The sequence below is a fragment of the Flavobacterium anhuiense genome (assembly GCF_001705175.1).
Lineage (GTDB): Bacteria > Bacteroidota > Bacteroidia > Flavobacteriales > Flavobacteriaceae > Flavobacterium > Flavobacterium anhuiense.
In genome coordinates this window covers 1,372,710-1,390,991 of the sequence record NZ_CP016907.1, presented here as the reverse complement: position 1 = coordinate 1,390,991, position 18,282 = coordinate 1,372,710, and the positions used below count along the sequence as shown (strand labels likewise).

Genomic DNA, 18,282 nt, shown 5'->3' with positions numbered 1-18,282 from the left:
GTATTAAATATTTGTAAGAAAAATAATAAATAAAATGAATTTTTAAGGAATGACTCTATTTACCTGTTCGAAAGAATTCTTGTAGTAAGGCTCTTTGGTAGAAGAAATAATAACTCCTTTTGAGGTTGACGAATGTACAAATTTTACTTCATCAGAATTGGCTTCTGTAATTAATCCGACATGGTTAATTTGTCTGCTTTTATTGGTTTTAAAGAAGATTAGATCGCCTTTTCGGGCATCGTTTAATGGAATTACTTTTCCAATTTTTGCTTGCTCATAAGAACTTCTCGGAAGTTGTATATTTTCACTTTCAAATGTAGTATAAACCAATCCGGAACAATCAAATCCGTTTTTTGTAGTTCCTCCAGCTTTGTAGCGCACGCCAATATTGTCTGTTGCTTTTTCAATTAAATTATTTACCAACGATCTGTTTTCTTTTTTAGATTCGTTTTTGTTTGCAACAGAAGAAGTTGATTTACAAGAAGTAAAAGCAATTGCTAAAAGCAGAAAAAGGAGTATTCTTTTCAAAATAGATTAATTAGTTTGTTTTAAATCGGCAACAATGAGTTTCGCTGTATTCTTACTTGCGCCAACTCCGCCTAATTTTTGTTCTAATATATCGTAATTTTGCAGCACTTTATTGCGATAGTCAGGCTCTAATAATTTTTGGAGCTCTTCTTTAATTCGTTTTTTATTACAATCTTCCTGAATTAATTCCGTCACAACTTCCTGATCCATAATCAAATTGACAAGAGAAATATATTTTAAAGTGATAATGCGTTTTGCAATCTGATATGAAACTTCACTTCCTTTATAGCAAACAACTTCAGGGACTTTAAAAAGAGCTGTTTCAAGAGTCGCCGTTCCAGAAGTTACCAAAGCGGCTGTCGAAGAACGAAGCAAATCGTACGTTTTATTGGAAACAAATGCAATGTTTTTATTTTTTAAGAATTGCTGATAAAATTCGTATTCCTGACTTGGAGCTCCAGCAATAACAAATTCGTAATCCTGAAAATCATCAACAACGCTCAGCATTACACTCAGCATTTTGGTAATTTCTTGTTTGCGGCTTCCAGGTAAAACTGCAATGATTGGTTTTTCGCCTAGATTATTTTCTTTTCTAAATAAAGCTTCATCAAAGGCTGGCTGATTCTGAATCGCATCGATAAGCGGATGCCCAACGAAATCTACAGGGAAATGATGTTTGTCTTCGTAAAAGCTTTTCTCAAAAGGCAATATTACGTACATCTTATCGACGTCTTGCTTGATCGCTTTAATTCGGTTTTCTTTCCAAGCCCAAATTTGAGGAGAAATATAATAATGTGTTTTATAGCCTAATTCTTTTGCCCATTTTGCAATACGCATATTAAAACCCGGGTAATCAATAAAAATGATCACATCTGGTTTAAACTCCGTGATGTCTTTTTTGCAGATTTTAATATTGTTTAAAATGGTTTTTAAATTGAAAACCACTTCAATAAAGCCCATAAAAGCCAAGTCGCGATAATGTTTTACCAGAGTTCCACCTGCTTTTTGCATTAAATCTCCGCCCCAAAATCTAATTTCTGCTTCGGGATCTTCAACATATAATGCCTTCATTAAATTTGAACCATGTAAATCTCCAGAGGCTTCTCCTGCAATTATGTAATACTTCATGTTGGTTTTTTTGTAAATGTGCTAAGTTGTAAATCCGCGAAAGCGCTAACCTCGCAAAGATAAGATTTAAATAACTAATGTCGAAATTGCCAATACAATCACGGCTAAAATCACACCTCGAGCCATGTATTCTTTGTTTCTTTTTAAAAGAATAGCAAATACACCAAGGTCTAAAAGTGTTCCTATGGTAATTATTTTTCCGAGATATCCGTATTCTCGAATCATTTTAAATCCTGATGAAATGTCAAATGTGGTAAAAAATGTAATGAACAGATAGCTTCCCAGAAGAGCCGTAAAAATTCCGATTAAAAAACCGATTAGTATTTCTTTAGTCATTTAATTTCCAAGTATTAAGTTGCTGAATAGAGTGATGGGCAGTCAAGTCAAATTGTACCGGAACCACTGAAATATATCCGTTTGCCAAAGCCCATTCGTCGGTATCTTCGCCTTTGTCTTCGTTTACAAATTTGCCCGCAAGCCAGTAATAATCTTTTCCGAAGGGAGTTTGTCTTTTGTCAAATTTCTGCGCATAATAAGCTTTCGCTTGACGACAAACTTTAATTCCTTTAATTTCAGATTCTTTTAATTTTGGAAAGTTGACGTTTAAAACTACTCCCGGAGGTAGTTTATTAGCCAGAGTTTCTAAAGCAATTTTTTTTACAAAAGATTTGATCGGCTCAAAATCAGCGTTCCAATCAAAATCTAAAAGAGAAAATCCTATAGCCTGAATGCCTTCTATTCCAGCTTCGACAGCTGCACTCATGGTTCCAGAATAAATGACATTGATAGAAGAATTTGATCCATGGTTGATTCCTGAAACGCATAAATCTGGTTTGCGTTTTAAGATTTCGTTTACTGCCAATTTAACGCAATCCACAGGAGTTCCAGAACAGCTGTATTCTGCAATTGTGTCATCGTCTTTCGAAATTTTATCTATAAATAAGGTATTGTTGACTGTGATGGCGTGCCCCATTGCGCTTTGAGGTTTGTCTGGCGCAACAACGATGACATCGCCTATGGTTTCCATAACGCTAATAAGGGCTCTAATTCCGGGAGCCAAAATACCATCATCGTTAGTCACTAATATTAGTGGTTTCTCAGCTTTCATTTAATAAATATTATGTGTAGATTTAACAATTGTAGGATTTTAAGAACAAAATTAATCACAATTATTTGCGATAAGTCACAAATAGTGTAAAATTTGTCAACTAAGGTAAAGAACTTTTTTGCGAATTAAACATTTTTATATCTTTAACAAAAAATTATCGAAGCGTTAGCTCTCGTGGCATAGTTTTTAACGTAACTTAGATAAAAAAATTGATGAATGCTATTATAAAGTTTATGAAAAGAAATTATAAGATACTCATAGCCGTATTGTGCTTATCGCTTACCTTGTTTGCATTTAAGATGAATGCCGATAGGACAATCGACCCAGATCCAAATAGAGACAAGACACTTTTAGAATTATTAGCATTTGTTATTGAAAAAGGGCATTATAGTCCAGCAGAAATAAATGATGAATTTTCAAAAGGCATTTTTAAGGATTATATTGACGCTCTAGACCCTTCAAAAAGATTTTTCCTTCAGTCAGATATTGACGAGTTCAAGCAATATGAATTAATGCTTGATGATCAATTTTTGAATAAAGATATTACTTTCTTTAACCTTACTTATACCAGGTTGATGAAGCGTATGGAGGAAAGTAAAAAACGTTATAAAACGATTTTAGCTCAGCCTTTTAATTATAATGTTGACGAGACTTTTAATGCAGATTATGAGCACATTCCGTATGCAAAAAACTTAACGGAGCTTAATGAAAGATGGAGAAAACAAATTAAATTATCGACTCTTTCTTCTTTAGTGACCAAACAAAAAATTGAAGAAGAAAAGAAGAAAAAAGACCCAGCTTACAAAGAGAAATCTTTTGAAACTTTAGAAAAAGAAACTCGCGAAAGCTCTTTAAAATCGCTAGATGATAATTTTGGTGTAATTAAAGATTTGAATAGAGAATACTGGTTTTCTGTGTATTTGAATTCGATTATGGCTCGTTTTGACCCGCATACAAGTTATTTTGCACCAGAAGAAAAAGATCGTTTTGATGTAAATATTAGTGGAAAACTAGAAGGTATTGGAGCTCGTTTGACTAAGAAAAATGATTTTACTCAAATTGACGAGTTAATTTCTGGAGGTCCAGCTTGGAAAGGAAAACAGCTTGAGGCTGGTGATTTAATCTTGAAAGTTGCTCAAGGAAATGAGGAGCCTGTGGATGTTGTGGGTATGCGTTTGGATGATGTCGTGAAAAAAATTAAAGGTCATAAAGGAACTGAAGTAAAACTGACAGTTAAAAAAGTTGATGGTTCTATTAAAGTAATTTCTATCATTCGTGATGTTGTTGAAATTGAAGAAACGTATGCAAAATCTAGTGTTGTTGAGAAAAACGGCTTGAAATATGGAGTAATTTATCTTCCTAAATTCTATATCGACTTTGAAAATAAAGACGGACGTGATGCAGGAAAAGATATTGCTCGTGAAGTAGAAAGATTGAAAAAAGAAAACATCAACGGAATTGTACTTGACGTTCGTGATGATGGTGGAGGATCTCTTTCTACAGTTGTTGATATTGCTGGTTTATTTATCGAAGACGGACCAATTGTTCAGGTGAAATCTGCTGGTAAAAAGAAAGAAGTTTTATATGATAAAGATAAAAAAATCGAATGGGATGGTCCATTGGTTATCATGGTAAACAGTTTTTCTGCTTCGGCGTCTGAAATTTTAGCTGCTGCCATTCAAGATTACAAACGTGGTGTAATTATCGGAAGCAAACAAACTTATGGAAAAGGAACTGTACAAAATGTACTTGATTTAAATCAATTTGTGCGTAACGCAAATTATGGAGATCTTGGAGCATTGAAAATTACAGGGCAGAAGTTTTATAGAATTAATGGTGGTTCTACTCAGCTAGAAGGAGTTCATAGTGATGTTGTAATGCCAGATCGTTATGCTTACTTGAAAATGGGTGAGAGAGATATTGATAATGCAATGCCTTGGGATAAAATTGATCCAGCTGATTATAGTACTTGGACTTCTAATGAAAACTTTACTAAAGCTATCAATAACAGTAGAAACAGAATTGCACAAAATCCTCAATTCAAATTAATTGATGATAATGCAAAATGGATCGATGTCAAGAATAAAGAAAATGTTTATAGTTTGAATATTAAGAGTTTTAAAGAGACTCAGGAACAAGTTGAAAACGAAGGAAAAAAATATAAACCAATTTCTGATTACAAAAACAATCTGATTTTTAAATCGCTTCCTTATGAAGAAGAAGAAATGAAAGCTGACGCTTCTTTAAAAGAGAAAAGAGAAGCATGGCATCAAGCATTATCTAAAGATGTTTATGTAGAAGAAGCTTTAAATGTATTGGATGATTTGCAAACGAAAAGTTTGGTAAAAAATACAGTTAATCCTAAAATGAAAAAGGATAAACTAGTGAAGTCTTAAGTTCGAATAGAATTTAATTTGTTTAAAAACGCTCTATAAATTTTGAATTTATGGAGCGTTTTTTTGTAAGTTTAGCTTTTAAAAATAAAAATATGAAAGGTTGTTTTGGTTTGATTTTACTAGGTTTTGCATTACTGTCATGTAAAAAAGAAAATGTAAAAAATACTCAAGAAATAAATAGTAATGAAATTGTTTCTTTTAAAGGAAATTCTACTTATGGAGATTCTCTATATACCACTGCTTATCTCCCGACTTCAACAACCAAACAGATTGTAAAGCATCAATATTATACGCTTTCTTACAATGAAAAGTTTGAGCAGGCAGAGTGGGTAGCTTACGAATTGAAAAAGGAATATTTAAAAAATAATGATTATAAACGTCCCTATTTTATAGAAGATCCAAAAGTAACTACAGGTTCTGCAGATTGGAGAAATTATAAAAAATCAGGTTACGATAAAGGTCATCTTTGTCCTGCAGGGGATATGGAGTTCAGCAAAGATGCTTATAATGACACTTTTTATACTTCGAATATTTCTCCTCAGAAAAGAGATTTTAATGCCGGAATTTGGAATAGGATAGAGCAGAAGACTCGCTATTGGGCAGGAAAATACAACGATATTTATGTGGTAACTGGCGGGATTGCAAAAGATTCGGATAAAAAAATAGGAACAGAAAAAGTGGCTGTTCCTAAATATTTCTATAAAATTGTTTTGGCTAAAACAGGGAAAGAGCATAAAGCAATTGCTTTCTTGGTTCCAAACGAAAAAAGTGATCAATCGATTTATGATTTTGTAGTTCCAATTGAAACTTTGGAGAAAATGACTGGAATTGATTTCTTTCCGAATCTTAAAAACCTAAAAAGCAGTAAGAACTTTTAAATCTGCAATTGTTTCTGTTGGGTTTTCAGCCTTAAAAACAAAACTTCCAGCAACTAAAACGTCTGCGCCCGCTTCTACTAATTGTTTTGCATTTTTGCTGGTCACACCACCATCAATTTCGATTAGTGTTGAAGCATTTTTACGTGTTATAAGCGCTTTTAGTTTTTTTACTTTATCATAAGTATTTTCGATGAATGATTGTCCACCAAACCCAGGATTTACACTCATAATGCAAACTACATCAATATCGTTTATAATATCTTCCAATAAATCTACATTGGTATGCGGATTCATGGCTACGCCTGCTTTCATTCCTTCAGCTTTAATAGCTTGCAGTGTTCTGTGTAAATGTATGCAAGCTTCATAATGAACAGTCAATCCATTTGCGCCTAAATCAGCAAAAGTTTTAATGTAACGGTCAGGATCGATAATCATTAAATGGACATCGATATATTTTTTGGCATGTTTTGAAATGGCTTCTAAAACTGGCATTCCAAAAGAAATGTTTGGTACAAAAACTCCATCCATAATATCGATATGAAACCAATCAGCCTGACTGTTGTTGATCATTTCGACATCGCGTTGCAGATTGCCAAAATCGGCAGCAAGGACTGAAGGGGCAATAAATGTATTTTTCATTGTAGTGTTGTGTGTTGTTTTATTACAAAGATAAAGTTTAAACGCAAAGCACGCTAAGAATTACGCAAAGTTCGCAAAATTATTTAAGGATGAGAAGTTCGCAAAGCTTTGTGTTTTCTGAATTCTATTAAAAATATATCTTAAAAAAACTTAGCGAACTTTGCGTAATTCTTAGCGTGCTTTGCGGTAAAAAACGTTCAAAGAAAAAATAAAAAACTCCGGTAATCAGCCGGAGTTTCAATCATCAATCAAAAAACGAACAGTCAATCAAACTGTTGTTTGCGGTACAAAGGTTTCATGTTTTATGTTTCAAGTTACAAAGCAACCTGAAACTTTAAACTTGAAACAAATATTGTCTTATCCTAAGTAAGTTTTAAGGATTTTACTTCTAGAAGTGTGTTTCAATCTACGGATTGCTTTTTCTTTAATTTGACGAACACGCTCACGAGTAAGGTCGAAAGTTTCTCCAATTTCTTCAAGAGTCATCGGGTGTTGGTCGCCAAGACCGAAATATAAACGAACAACATCTGCCTCTCTTGGAGTTAATGTTTCTAAAGAACGTTCGATTTCAGTACGAAGAGATTCGTGAATTAATTCTCTGTCTGGATTTGGAGATTCGCCAGAACGTAATACGTCATAAAGGTTAGAATCTTCTCCTTCCACAAGTGGAGCATCCATTGATAGGTGACGTCCAGAGTTTTTCATAGACTCTTTTACGTCGTTTACAGTCATGTCAAGTTCTTTTGCAATTTCCTCAGCAGAAGGCGGACGCTCGTTAGATTGTTCTAATAATGCGTACATTTTGTTGATTTTATTGATAGAACCAATTTTATTTAATGGTAAACGTACAATACGAGATTGTTCAGCTAAAGCTTGAAGAATCGATTGACGAATCCACCATACAGCGTAAGAAATGAATTTAAAACCACGAGTTTCATCAAAACGTTGAGCGGCTTTAATTAAACCTAAGTTTCCTTCATTAATTAAGTCAGGAAGAGTTAATCCTTGATTTTGATATTGTTTAGCCACAGATACTACGAAACGTAGGTTGGCTTTTGTTAGTTTTTCTAAAGCTCTTTGATCACCAGCCTTTATTCTTTGTGCTAATTCTACCTCTTCATCAGCGGTAATTAGGTCAACTTTTCCAATTTCTTGTAGATATTTATCTAACGATGCAGTTTCACGATTAGTTACCTGCTTGGTGATTTTAAGTTGTCTCATGTTGTTGTCTCCCTATTTTTTAAAGTGTACAAATGGTTATACGTAAGGAGTATCGAAAAAGTTACAAAATTTTTTATTTTTTTAAAATTTATATGTAGCCCCAGATTGAATTGACAAACTATAAGGTTTTGGCGCGCTGTAATCTTTAAAAGTTTTTAAATAATATTTAAAAATCGGATTTAGATCCAATTGAAATTTATCATTTAATTTATAATAAAACCCCATTCCTAAATTAAATGATAAATTCATTTTATTTAAGTTTTTAGTGGAGCCAATTTCTTTGGTTTTCAAATTATTTGAAGAAAGATAAAGCTGATTTACATCAGAAAACAATACGCTGAATCCGCTAAAAGCTTCGATTCCATATGGAGTTCCATCTTTTTTAATGGCATAATTGAATTCTAAAGGAATTTCATAATAGGATATTTTTTGTACTAGCTGAATATCCTCATCATTACCCATAACTTCATAAATATCGTTATTAGCCAAAACCATATTCTCATAATTAATTTCCGATTGATTATTTAGATGATTAGATATTTTCAAATTTATTTTAGAAATACCAGCTTTGAAACCATATTTTCCATGCATAGTTTTGAAGTAAACCCCGTAATGAGAAGTTATCGGATGGCTTTTTGATACATCATTTAAAGATTCATTTATTGTTGATTTTCCTGATGATGAACCAAAAATTGCTGGGCCGTAAAAAACAGAAACTGAAAATTCAGGTTCGTTTTCACTTTTTTGTTCAGGATATTCTCTCTTAACATATTCTCTTTTAGGAGTTGTATTTTTTTTCTGTTTAGAAATAATGCTGTCTTGTTTAATTGTTTTCGGATTGTCTGAATCTTCTAAATTTTCTTTGCTGGTTTTTGTATTGCTTTCTTCTGAACCTTCAGTTTTTATTGGCTGATTTTGTTTGGAAATAATAGAATCATCCTCTCTTTTTTGAATTACATGTTTCTTGTTTTTAATTTTATTTTGTGAAATGTTATTTTTAGAAATACTATTTTTTGGTTTTTTTGAAGTAGTTTTAGAGCTTGTTTTTTCAGAAATTATAGGTGCCTTTTTGATAAGAGTATCTGATTTCTTTAGTTTCCTTTCTGATTTTTCCAAAAGAGAATTAGATTTTTTAGAAGTTGTAACAGTTTTATTTTTTCTAATTATTACTTTATATTTTTTCACCACTTCATATTCTTCATATTCGTCTGTAGTGGCCACCAATTTTGAAGATTGTTTGATTAGTTTTTCTGTCCTGTTTTTTTTAATAGTTGTTTTGGTTTCACTTGAGTTTTCAACTGTTTTTTTTGCGATTGGTTTCGTTGTATAAATTGTTTTGTTTACAGAATCTTGCAATGTATTGTTTTTAATTACCAAAGGTTGTTTTGGATCATTTGTTGTCTCTAATTTATTGATAACGGCTTTATCTTTTTCAATATCTAATGGTTTATTTTGATTTGGCTTTACTTCTAAAATGAAAACTGAGCTTGCAAGCCCCATTAATACTAAACTTGGAATAAGCCAGAATAAAAGGCGTCTTTTTCTTTTTTTATTTAAATCACTTTCAATTGAGGCCCATAAATTATTGCTCGGACTTTTGTCCAAAAGCTCTAATTTGTCTTTAAATATTTTACCTATTTCTTTTCTATTTTCCATGGCTTCCTTTATAATTATGGAATGACTTTTTTGAAGTGATCTTTTCCTTTAGAATTGATTTTGCCCTATGCAAATTCGATTTTGATGTGCTTTCGCTTATAGAAAGCATTTCGGCAATTTCTTTGTGGCTGTATTCATCAAGTTCATAGAGGTTAAAAATCAGCCGATATTGATGTGGTAACTCTTGTATTAATGACAATAAATAATCAATAGGATAATCCATTTCAGTATCAGTTATCATTATCTCAGGAATATTATCATCTTTAATTGATGTGAGGAAAAAGGATTTTTTATATCTGCTGATTGCCTTATTTATTAAAATCCGTTTCATCCATCCTTCAAAACTTCCTGTTGCTTTAAAGTTTTTAATATTGGTGTATATCTCAATAAAAGCATCGTGGAGATTGTCTTCAGCTTCAGAATCATTTTGGCAGTATTTTAGACTGATCAAAAAAAGACTTTTATAATAGAGATTATAAAGTTCTTCTTGTGATTTTCGGTTTTGCTTAATGCAGCCTTTTATGATTTGGTCTAAATTCAAAAATGAAACGTTTTATATTGTTTTAAATATAAGAATCAAAATCCTTTTAGATAAACTAAAAATATCTTATAACTCTAGCTTTGGTATTGCTTTTTCCAGGAATTTTTGATGTAAAAGTTTTTTCTCCTGTTTTAAAATTAATTGTCGCAACTGTGTTTTGATCAATTTCTGTAGAACTCCAATAAATTGACTCTGTAAGGTTGCCTAAGTTTTTTATATGTAGGTTTTTATATATTAGTTCTAATTCATTATATGATGGTAAAAACCAATCATTATAAATACCTTGATTAAATAGTAGAGCATCTTTAGCCAAAAGAGTTCCGTTATTTAAATTGCTGCAAACCATTGGATTTGCGTAATAATTGGTTAAATTATCATGATAAATTACAATTTGTGCTGTATTGTAATAACCACTTCCAATTTCGTTATTTCTCGCTTTTGATATAGATGAAGCCACGCACCCCCATTCTAAATCTTTTAAATCTTTTGTTGCAACCTCTATATAACGCCACCCAAAACTATACTGACCTTTGTCATAAAAAACAATTCCATTTGCTGGTCCAGCACTGCCAATTTTGTATGGATATTTAGTCTCATAGAGGAGTTCTAGTTTTATTTTTTTATTCAAAATTTTTATGGTCATGTTTGTGCCTCCCATTTCAACTTCGCCATCAATGCTCCAAGATTTAGCTAATTCAGATTCGCCATCCAGCTTTATATTTAGATGTAATTTATCATCGACAAATAAGAAGAACCATGTTCCGTTGTATTCTTGATTATTAAAATAAAAAACTAAAGTTCCATCTGAGCTTATCAAAAATCGACCACTTAAATAAGTGTTTTCATTGATTTGAGAGTAAGATACTCTCCAATAATAATCTAATGGTTTATCCAGAGGCGGAGCAATAATTCCGTTACAATATACTATAATGTCTTCTCTAGTGCAGTTTTTGAGAGCAATGTCCAGTTCAGAATTGTTATTTACAGAATATACGGTACTATCTGCTAAAGTTGTTGAAATAGGATAGCTTATGCTTAAAGATTGATCAGAAGAAAGATTCTCTAAAATTTTACTGAATTGATTATCGCTCATTATATATTGTACGCCAATAGGATTCCTATTGCTGTCATAAACCTTTAAGGCTAAAGGATAAATAAATTCTACACATGGAGGTGTTTCTCCTTCTTCAAGTGCCTTGTCAGAAGTTGTGTTTTCTAATGTATTGTATAATTCGGAATCTTTTTTAATTAATTTTCCAAATTCTCCAGTTTCTAGATTAGTTGCTTCATGTGGATTATCTTGAAACTCACATCCGTAAACAATAAAAATGAATAGTAGAAGTGCTGTGGCTATTTTCGAAAAGTTTTCCATTGTATCTGACTTTTTAAATTCGGTTCTAAATAATAGTCACAAGAAGTTAAAAAGGTTGCGTACAAATTCAATAAAAAAATTAAGCCTTGACTCAAAAAATAATTTGATCAAGGCTTAGAATTGTTATAAATGAAGAATAATTATTTTACCGCAATATTTTTAGAAACATAAATTGGCTGTCCATTGTCAGTAAAGCCTTCTAAAATGACTTCAAAATTTCCTTTAAGGTCAGAAGTATAAAACGACAAATTATCTTCTCCCGTGCTAAGTTTTATATCTGGTTTCCATAACAATTGATATCTGTAATCTGGAATTCGTTGTAATTTATTTCCAGCGGCATAATCTGGATTGTTGTATACTTTCTGAGGATTTGGACGTTGAATTTCCATAGTTTTTAAATACTTTTTCGCATAATTCTCTGAAAATTCATTGTTTTTAGTTTCGAAACTAATCAAGCCTCCATAGAGATTTGGACCATAAACGTAAGGTTCAGAAATTAGACTTACTCTGTTTACATTCCCCATATTGTATTCAAAAAGATCACTTGGATCCTGAATTAACAAACCATCAACAAGTACCATCGGCGGGCCATACATTTCGAGGTCTTTTTGGTCATTTCTAATATGAAGTTCATATTTTCCGTTATTTCTTCTGTAATAAAGTTCAACAAGAACTTCTACAATATTTTCTTTTAAAGTTGGAAATCGAGTGTAATCGTCTAAAACATATGATTTTTCAATTGTAGTAAAAAAAGGATTCATAACGGCCTCTGTAACCAAACTATCTTTTTTAATTTGATAATAAGCATTTTGAATTTGACTTGCTGTAGACCTTTCTTCAATGTCTTTTTTAAGTTCTGGCGATAAATTAAGTTTTGAAGTGAATCGTAAAGAAGATGTATCAAATTTTGGAAAAGCATCTAAATTAATTGTATAATCAGCTCTTTTCTCATCAATTACTTGTAAAATCGCATTAGAGAAATTAGGAAATTGATCCATTAAAAACGCAAATTTTCCTTGAGAATTTGTCTTTACAATTTTTAAGACATATTCTTTTCCAGGTAGAGATAAAGCAATCGATTTGTTACCCAGATTTTGATTACTGCTTGATGTTATATAACCTGTAATAAGTTCTGACCTTACTTCGGGAATATAAGTAAACGTGTTTGGTATAAAATTAACATAAATTTCTCTAGATTTCATAGCAAATTCTGCTGGAGTAAGCTGTTTTAAAGTTGGAATTTGATCTGTTTTTCTAATAGAAACCGAGTAATTTCCCTTCTCAATAGTTTTAGTTAAGGACTTTACTTTTAAATTGACTTTTTCTCTAGTGTAATAGCTTTCTTTGTCAAATTCAAGATCAATTCTTTTGTCATTTACTGCATTCGTATTTATAGTTTGAACAGTTGTTGCAGTATTTTGCGAGTTAACAAGGTCAAATGTGATATTGTCATTCGGTTCTTGAGTTTGAAACGGATTAATAATAAAAATATCTATTTCATGCTTTTGTGAATTAGGATTGTTTAGCATCCATTTTGTATAAGCAACGACTTTGTAATTTCCAGTTTTTAAAGTTGTTGGAATAAAATATTCTCCAGTTCCAATTCCGTTATCAAGGTAAATTTTATTCTTTTGAAGCGATTTTTTCTCGCTGTCAATTAATTCAACATAAGCAATTTTACTGATTTGGCTGATTGTATTGTTTAAAGGATTTAAGCAATATAATTTAAAATACAAGGTTTCTCCAGTCAAAAAACTAGTTGTGTTCGAATAAAGAAAAATAGTTTCTTGCGTTGAAATGGTTGGTATGCCATTTTTGTTTTGTGAATTTTGACCATAGATAAATAGGCTTTGAATAAATAAAATCATCAAAAGCATCCAATTTTTAATTCTGCCTAGAATATTACTCTGATTATATATTGAAAAGTGTTTCATGAACGTGATAAAAGATTAATCTACCCAAAAAGGAGGAACGATATTAGATGAAAAAGAAGTGCAGTCTCCACATGCAGCTTTAACCATAGAATATGATGTGCCACTAGAAGATAAGTGAACTAAATAACGGCTTAAAATACCGGAACGTAGTTGAGCTCCACTACATGGCGGATCTCCAATACAGTCTACAAATTGTCTTACTTCGCAATCACTTTCATAATAGGGAGGAAGTGGTTCGCCAGGAAATAAATCAGAATAATTAAAAAATAATCTTTCAGATGAAACAGCAGAAACTTCAAAAAAGCCAATTACTTTTTCAGACGGATTTTCTACAGATTGAATGTTCCCGTAGAAAAAACCAGGTTGTTTTGGGGAAAGGACACCTCCTGAACTTGATAAATCTTTTAAGGTTTTGTAGTAAGTATACGCAGCTAAATTTTGAATATATTGTTTTACAAAAATACTATAGCGATACGAGATGATATAGTTTTGATTGCTGATAAATCGTATAGGGAAATTTACTCTGTCTTCGCTAAGGCTATTAGTATTGTTCAAAATTATTTCATTGGATTTTTTTGAGGAGAAACAGGTTTTGGTTTCTTTTGTTCTAAGGCTTACAAGGATGTCTTCTCTTGCCGGTTCTGCAGGTGTTCCTAATTCGGGGTTTGCTGGAACGGCAGGGACATTTACAATAGATGTTTCAAAAGGACTCCATAATGGAGCTTCAATTTTATATGTTTCTACGTATTCATATCGATAGTATTTTGAAGTATTGTTTGGGTCATAGCCATTTACCTTTATCTGCACGCCTTTTTGTCCATTTACATTTGCAACAGTTGCTGTTAGGTTGTCAATTTTGGTCTCTGTTGTCAAAACTTGTTCGTCAGAAGTGTAATTTTTTCCTGTATTGGTTCTGATTTTTAATTGATATTTTCTTCCAGGTTCAGCTTTAAATGGTGTTATGGAAGCATATAGAGTATCTTTTTCTTCAAACTGATATTGATTTCCTTGGTCGTCGGTAATAAATACGTTTGCTCCTTTTTCCAATTTGGGGCCGCTTTCTTCTAATTCATAGACTTTGGAAAGTTTAATGGTTTGATTTTTAAGTTCATTTGTAATAGTTCCCTCAACAACGAGAGCACTTTCAAAATCTGTATTCTGAAAAACGTATTGTTCTGTACAGCTGCTCACTGTAAATGCCAAAATTAAGAAAAGAGAGATTTTATATGTGAAATTTTTCATGATTTTAGAACTTGAAATTATAAGTAATACTTGGAATTGGAATAGAAAAAATAGATGTTTTGTACGCTTTTATTTGTCCTTCTTTTGTAACAAAAAACACAGAATAAGGGTTGTTACGTCCTAAAACATTATATACAGAGATATTCCAAAAACTATGCGCTAACTTTTTGATTTTGTGATTTCCTTCTATATTCAAACCAATGTCAAGTCTGAAATAATCTGGAATTCTAAATTTATTACGATCGCTATATAGAGTATATTGTTCGTTTCCATAATCGTATTTTCCTATTGGATAGGTAATTGGTCTCCCTGTTTGATATGTGAAATTACTTGAAAAGCTGTAACGCTTTGTAATCTTATAGTTTAAAACAGCACTAAAATCGTGCGGCTTATCAAAGTTTGAAGCAAAATATTTTCCATCGTTTACTTTTTCTTCATTAAACTGGCTATCTAATTTTATCAAAGATCTTGAATAAGTATATCCAAGCCATCCATTAAGTTTTCCAACTTGTTTTTTAACTAAAAACTCTACACCATAGGCTTTTCCTTCTCCTTGTAAAAGTTCAGTTTCGATGTTTTCATTTAACAACAGTTCAGCACCTACTTTATAGTCTAATATGTTTTTAGACTTTTTGTAATATCCTTCTAAACTTAATTCGATATCACCTCCTTTTAGATTTTTGTAAAGTCCTAAAGAGACTTGCTGGGCACTCTCTGGTTTAACATTTAAATCAGAAAGTTTCCAGATATCAGTTGGAGATTGTGTTGTATTGTTAGATAATAAATGAATGTATTGGTAAGTTTTGTCGTAACTCGCCCTTATAGAAAAATCATCTGCAAGGAAATATCTTGCTGCAACTCTAGGCTCTAGCCCACCATACCTTTTAATTACCTCGTTATTGCCATAAGTTTTTGTTTCAATTACAGTTGCATCACTAATAGGAGCATTGTCTTGATAAATTCTCTGTGTGGATTTTCCTAAAGCAGCAAAAGTCGAATAACGTAAACCAAAGTCAATGAGGAATTTATCGTTTATTTTAAAATTGTCGCCAATGTACGCTGCAGATTCTAAGCCTTTTTCTGTTTCAACATCAATGGGAACCAAAGTAGTTTCAGGATTTGTCGGACTTAGATATCCAGGATCAACAGTGTATAATTTTGTCGAAAGACCATAGGTAAATTTGTGCTTTTCGCTGTATAAATAATTCATTTTGATCATTGCCTGAGTTTCATTGATTTTATAGCCAAAATCAAAATTATTCACGCCTTCAGACTGATAGTCAATATTGAATTTGTATTCACTGTTAGTAAAAATCATAGAACCTTTATTTTTCTCGTTGAAAGTATGGTTCCATTTTAAAGTTGCTAATCTGTTACTGTACTTATATAGTGAATCTGAAGATACGCTAAATTTGTCATGGCTATAATAAAGAGTGGACTCAATGTCGTTATTGTTGTTCATTTTATGATTATATTTCAAAATAAAATCGTAAAAAGAAGCTTGACTATTTTTTAGATTTTCATCGTCCAGGCTTTTTAAAATCCAGTCAGAATATGTGGCTCTTCCTCCAACAACTAAACTTGATTTTTCCTTTACTATAGGAGTAGAAAGCATTAAATTGCTGGTTACAGGACCAATACCACCTTCTCCTTGAAATTCGTTTACGCTTCCAGTTTTAGAAGTGATGTCAAAAACAGAAGATAATCTTCCCCCAAATTCGGCAGGAATACTTCCTTTGTAAATATCAACCTTTTTAGTCGTGTAAGGATTTAAAGCTGTAAAAAATCCAAAGAAATGTGATGGATTGTACAAGGTTGCGTGATCTAGCAAGAATAAGTTTTGATCTTCTTTGCCACCTCTAACATTATAGCCAGCAGAACCTTCTCCGGCAGTTTTTATTCCGGGCATTGTCAAAGCAACTTTAAGAATGTCACGCTCACCAAGTACCAAAGGAACATTTTTAATTCCTTCGGCATCAATAGTAGTTATACCAGTAATTGCCGCTTTTGCAGTTTTGTTTTTGTTTGTTTTAATTAAAACTTCATCGAGCTGATTTATATCTTCGGTCAATGAAAAGTTTAGTGTTCCATCGTTATAGACCATAATGTTTTTTCTAACCTTGTTGTAAGAGAATGTTTCTGTTTCTATAACATTCAATCCTCCGGGAACCTGTAAGCTGTAAAAGCCTTTTTTGTCTGTAGTAGCAATAAACTCTGTGTTTGGAATTTTAACTAAAACATTAGCAATTCCAGCATTATTTTTTCCGCCACGAATAAAACCAGAAACCGTATAGGTTTTCTTTTTTTCTTTTTTTGTTTCTTTACCAATTAGTACAATATCTCGTATGTTTTTATTTGGGTTTCTTGAATTGGTTTTTTTAATTGAATCATATTGCTGATAAAAAATGGGACTGGTTATTTGCCCATTTTCATCTCTTTCAAGGGGGATTCCAAAATAATCATCTGGTAATTGGCTGTAGATGATACTGTTGTTCGTAATAATAACTTTGTTCTCGGAAATGTAAAAGTTGAAGCTCGTGTTCTTCAAAACATCTTCTAGAACTTCACCAATTTTAACTTCTTTATACTGTTGTGATATTGAAGTGCTGTCATTTTCAAGCCATTTTTCGTCAAAATAAAATTTGAAATAAGATACTTTCTCGATGTCTTGAATAGCAGTTTTTATATTTGCATTTTTAAATTCAACTGATATTTTGTCGCTGATTACTTGAGAATATATTATGTGTTGAAAGGCGATTAAAAATAGAATAAGAGTAATTTTTTTCATTTAATTAGAACTTTTTTTTAAAAGACCATTGATTTGTTTTGTTAGATTTTCCATGAATTTCATCTTGTCGGAGCGCTCTAATTTTTTGTCAGTATTGTAAATGTTGCTGATTTCTTTTTTATAGTCAGGGAAGATTTTCTTAAAATCTTTTTCCGATTCTACTTTGTAGAAATAGTTGTTATATTCTAAGAAATAATTGATTTTATAAATAAAATTGTAATAGACACCATCAGACTGGAATACCTTTACTTTTTCTTTAGAATGTTTAATATAAAGAGAAACGTTATCGCCAGAGTAACTTTCTTCATAAAAACCTTTAACAATCACAGAGGTTTTGCCTTCATTAGGTTTTATGTTTACGAACTTTTTGTTTTTAATAAAGAAATAATCAACTTTTTCACTGATCAAATTAATCGGTAAGTTTTCTGACGAACCATTTTGCTTGTAAACAACTTGATCGGTTAGAATGTCATATTTAAGATTGACATTAGAATAAATCTGTTTCTCAAAACTGATATCGCCAATATTAAATTCTTCAGTATAATATCTGCTTTTTCCTGCGATTGGACGAAAAGGTTCGCTATGAACTATTCCGTTATTGATATTTAAATTGTCTTTTCCGACCGTTTCGTCGAAGAAATCGTATAGTGAGGATTTTTCAGCAGATTGAGAGTGCGTATACGATATGTTTAATAAGCTTGCAAATATCGAGAGATAAATGGTTTTTTTTTGATAATTTTTCAAAGGAAACGTAATTTTTGTTTTTGGATTGATTGATTTTCAAAAGTATTAAAAAAATGTTATAAAAATCACGTTATAGTGTTAAAATGTAATAAAAGTGTTATGAAATT

At 31.7% G+C, this 18,282-nt stretch carries 15 protein-coding genes; 2 read left to right on the top strand and 13 right to left on the bottom strand.

Going from position 1 to position 18,282, the window contains the following annotated elements:
* Window positions 1-42 precede the first annotated feature (42 nt).
* The 4 genes from BB050_RS05850 to surE all read right to left on the bottom strand — a co-directional run bounded on the left by BB050_RS05850 (window position 43) and on the right by surE (window position 2,764).
* On the bottom strand, window positions 43-528 hold the full coding sequence (locus tag BB050_RS05850) for a C40 family peptidase (RefSeq protein WP_066032933.1): 486 nt from the start codon (window positions 526-528) through the stop codon (window positions 43-45).
* A 6-nt stretch (window positions 529-534) separates the two neighbouring features.
* Window positions 535-1,656 carry a lipid-A-disaccharide synthase gene (gene lpxB / locus BB050_RS05845; RefSeq protein ID WP_066032932.1) on the bottom strand — a complete coding sequence of 374 codons (1,122 nt, stop codon included), beginning with the start codon at window positions 1,654-1,656 and terminating at the stop codon, window positions 535-537.
* A gap of 66 nt (window positions 1,657-1,722) precedes the next feature.
* Window positions 1,723-1,992 (bottom strand): hypothetical protein, encoded by a 270-nt coding sequence (locus tag BB050_RS05840; RefSeq protein ID WP_008466484.1) that lies wholly within the window; start codon window positions 1,990-1,992, stop codon window positions 1,723-1,725.
* Window positions 1,985-2,764, bottom strand: a complete 780-nt coding sequence (gene surE / locus BB050_RS05835) for a 5'/3'-nucleotidase SurE (protein WP_008466485.1) — start codon at window positions 2,762-2,764, stop codon at window positions 1,985-1,987. Before surE ends, BB050_RS05840 begins: the two co-directional genes overlap by 8 nt.
* Before the next feature lie 212 nt (window positions 2,765-2,976).
* Here surE and BB050_RS05830 point away from each other — a divergent pair, with 212 nt between their 5' ends.
* Both BB050_RS05830 and BB050_RS05825 read left to right on the top strand, forming a co-directional pair.
* The gene (locus BB050_RS05830) at window positions 2,977-5,160 is read left to right on the top strand and encodes a carboxy terminal-processing peptidase (protein ID WP_008466486.1); all 2,184 of its coding nucleotides are present in this window, start codon (window positions 2,977-2,979) and stop codon (window positions 5,158-5,160) included.
* Window positions 5,161-5,252: 92 nt separating this feature from the next.
* The gene (locus BB050_RS05825) at window positions 5,253-6,038 is read left to right on the top strand and encodes a DNA/RNA non-specific endonuclease (protein WP_236940424.1); all 786 of its coding nucleotides are present in this window, start codon (window positions 5,253-5,255) and stop codon (window positions 6,036-6,038) included.
* On the opposite strand, the gene rpe is transcribed toward BB050_RS05825, so the two are convergent.
* The 9 genes from rpe to BB050_RS05780 form a co-directional block, all read right to left on the bottom strand.
* Entirely contained in the window at window positions 6,015-6,677 is a 663-nt protein-coding gene (gene rpe, locus BB050_RS05820) for a ribulose-phosphate 3-epimerase (RefSeq protein ID WP_066032930.1), read from the bottom strand. The two genes, BB050_RS05825 and rpe, sit on opposite strands and share 24 nt — an antisense overlap.
* Window positions 6,678-7,034: 357 nt before the next feature.
* Complete coding sequence (locus BB050_RS05815; RefSeq protein WP_007804760.1) at window positions 7,035-7,898, bottom strand: sigma-70 family RNA polymerase sigma factor; 864 nt, start codon at window positions 7,896-7,898, stop codon at window positions 7,035-7,037.
* Window positions 7,899-7,979: 81 nt separating this feature from the next.
* Window positions 7,980-9,554: a porin family protein gene (locus BB050_RS05810; protein WP_066032929.1), complete on the bottom strand. Its 1,575-nt coding sequence runs from the start codon at window positions 9,552-9,554 to the stop codon at window positions 7,980-7,982.
* Window positions 9,544-10,095 carry an RNA polymerase sigma factor gene (locus BB050_RS05805; RefSeq protein WP_066032928.1) on the bottom strand — a complete coding sequence of 184 codons (552 nt, stop codon included), beginning with the start codon at window positions 10,093-10,095 and terminating at the stop codon, window positions 9,544-9,546. The genes BB050_RS05810 and BB050_RS05805 overlap by 11 nt, the downstream gene beginning before the upstream one ends.
* A 55-nt stretch (window positions 10,096-10,150) precedes the next feature.
* A complete protein-coding gene (locus BB050_RS05800; RefSeq protein WP_066032927.1) occupies window positions 10,151-11,467 on the bottom strand; it encodes an Lcl C-terminal domain-containing protein in 1,317 nt (438 codons plus the stop codon).
* A gap of 140 nt (window positions 11,468-11,607) precedes the next feature.
* Window positions 11,608-13,335 (bottom strand): hypothetical protein, encoded by a 1,728-nt coding sequence (locus BB050_RS05795; RefSeq protein ID WP_123906988.1) that lies wholly within the window; start codon window positions 13,333-13,335, stop codon window positions 11,608-11,610.
* Window positions 13,336-13,416: 81 nt separating this feature from the next.
* Window positions 13,417-14,643: a DUF4249 domain-containing protein gene (locus tag BB050_RS05790; RefSeq protein WP_066032925.1), complete on the bottom strand. Its 1,227-nt coding sequence runs from the start codon at window positions 14,641-14,643 to the stop codon at window positions 13,417-13,419.
* Between the two features lie 4 nt (window positions 14,644-14,647).
* Window positions 14,648-17,431, bottom strand: coding sequence for a TonB-dependent receptor (locus BB050_RS05785; protein WP_066032924.1), 2,784 nt, complete (start codon window positions 17,429-17,431; stop codon window positions 14,648-14,650).
* The gene (locus BB050_RS05780; protein WP_066032923.1) at window positions 17,432-18,175 is read right to left on the bottom strand and encodes a hypothetical protein; all 744 of its coding nucleotides are present in this window, start codon (window positions 18,173-18,175) and stop codon (window positions 17,432-17,434) included.
* Window positions 18,176-18,282: the final 107 nt, after the last annotated feature.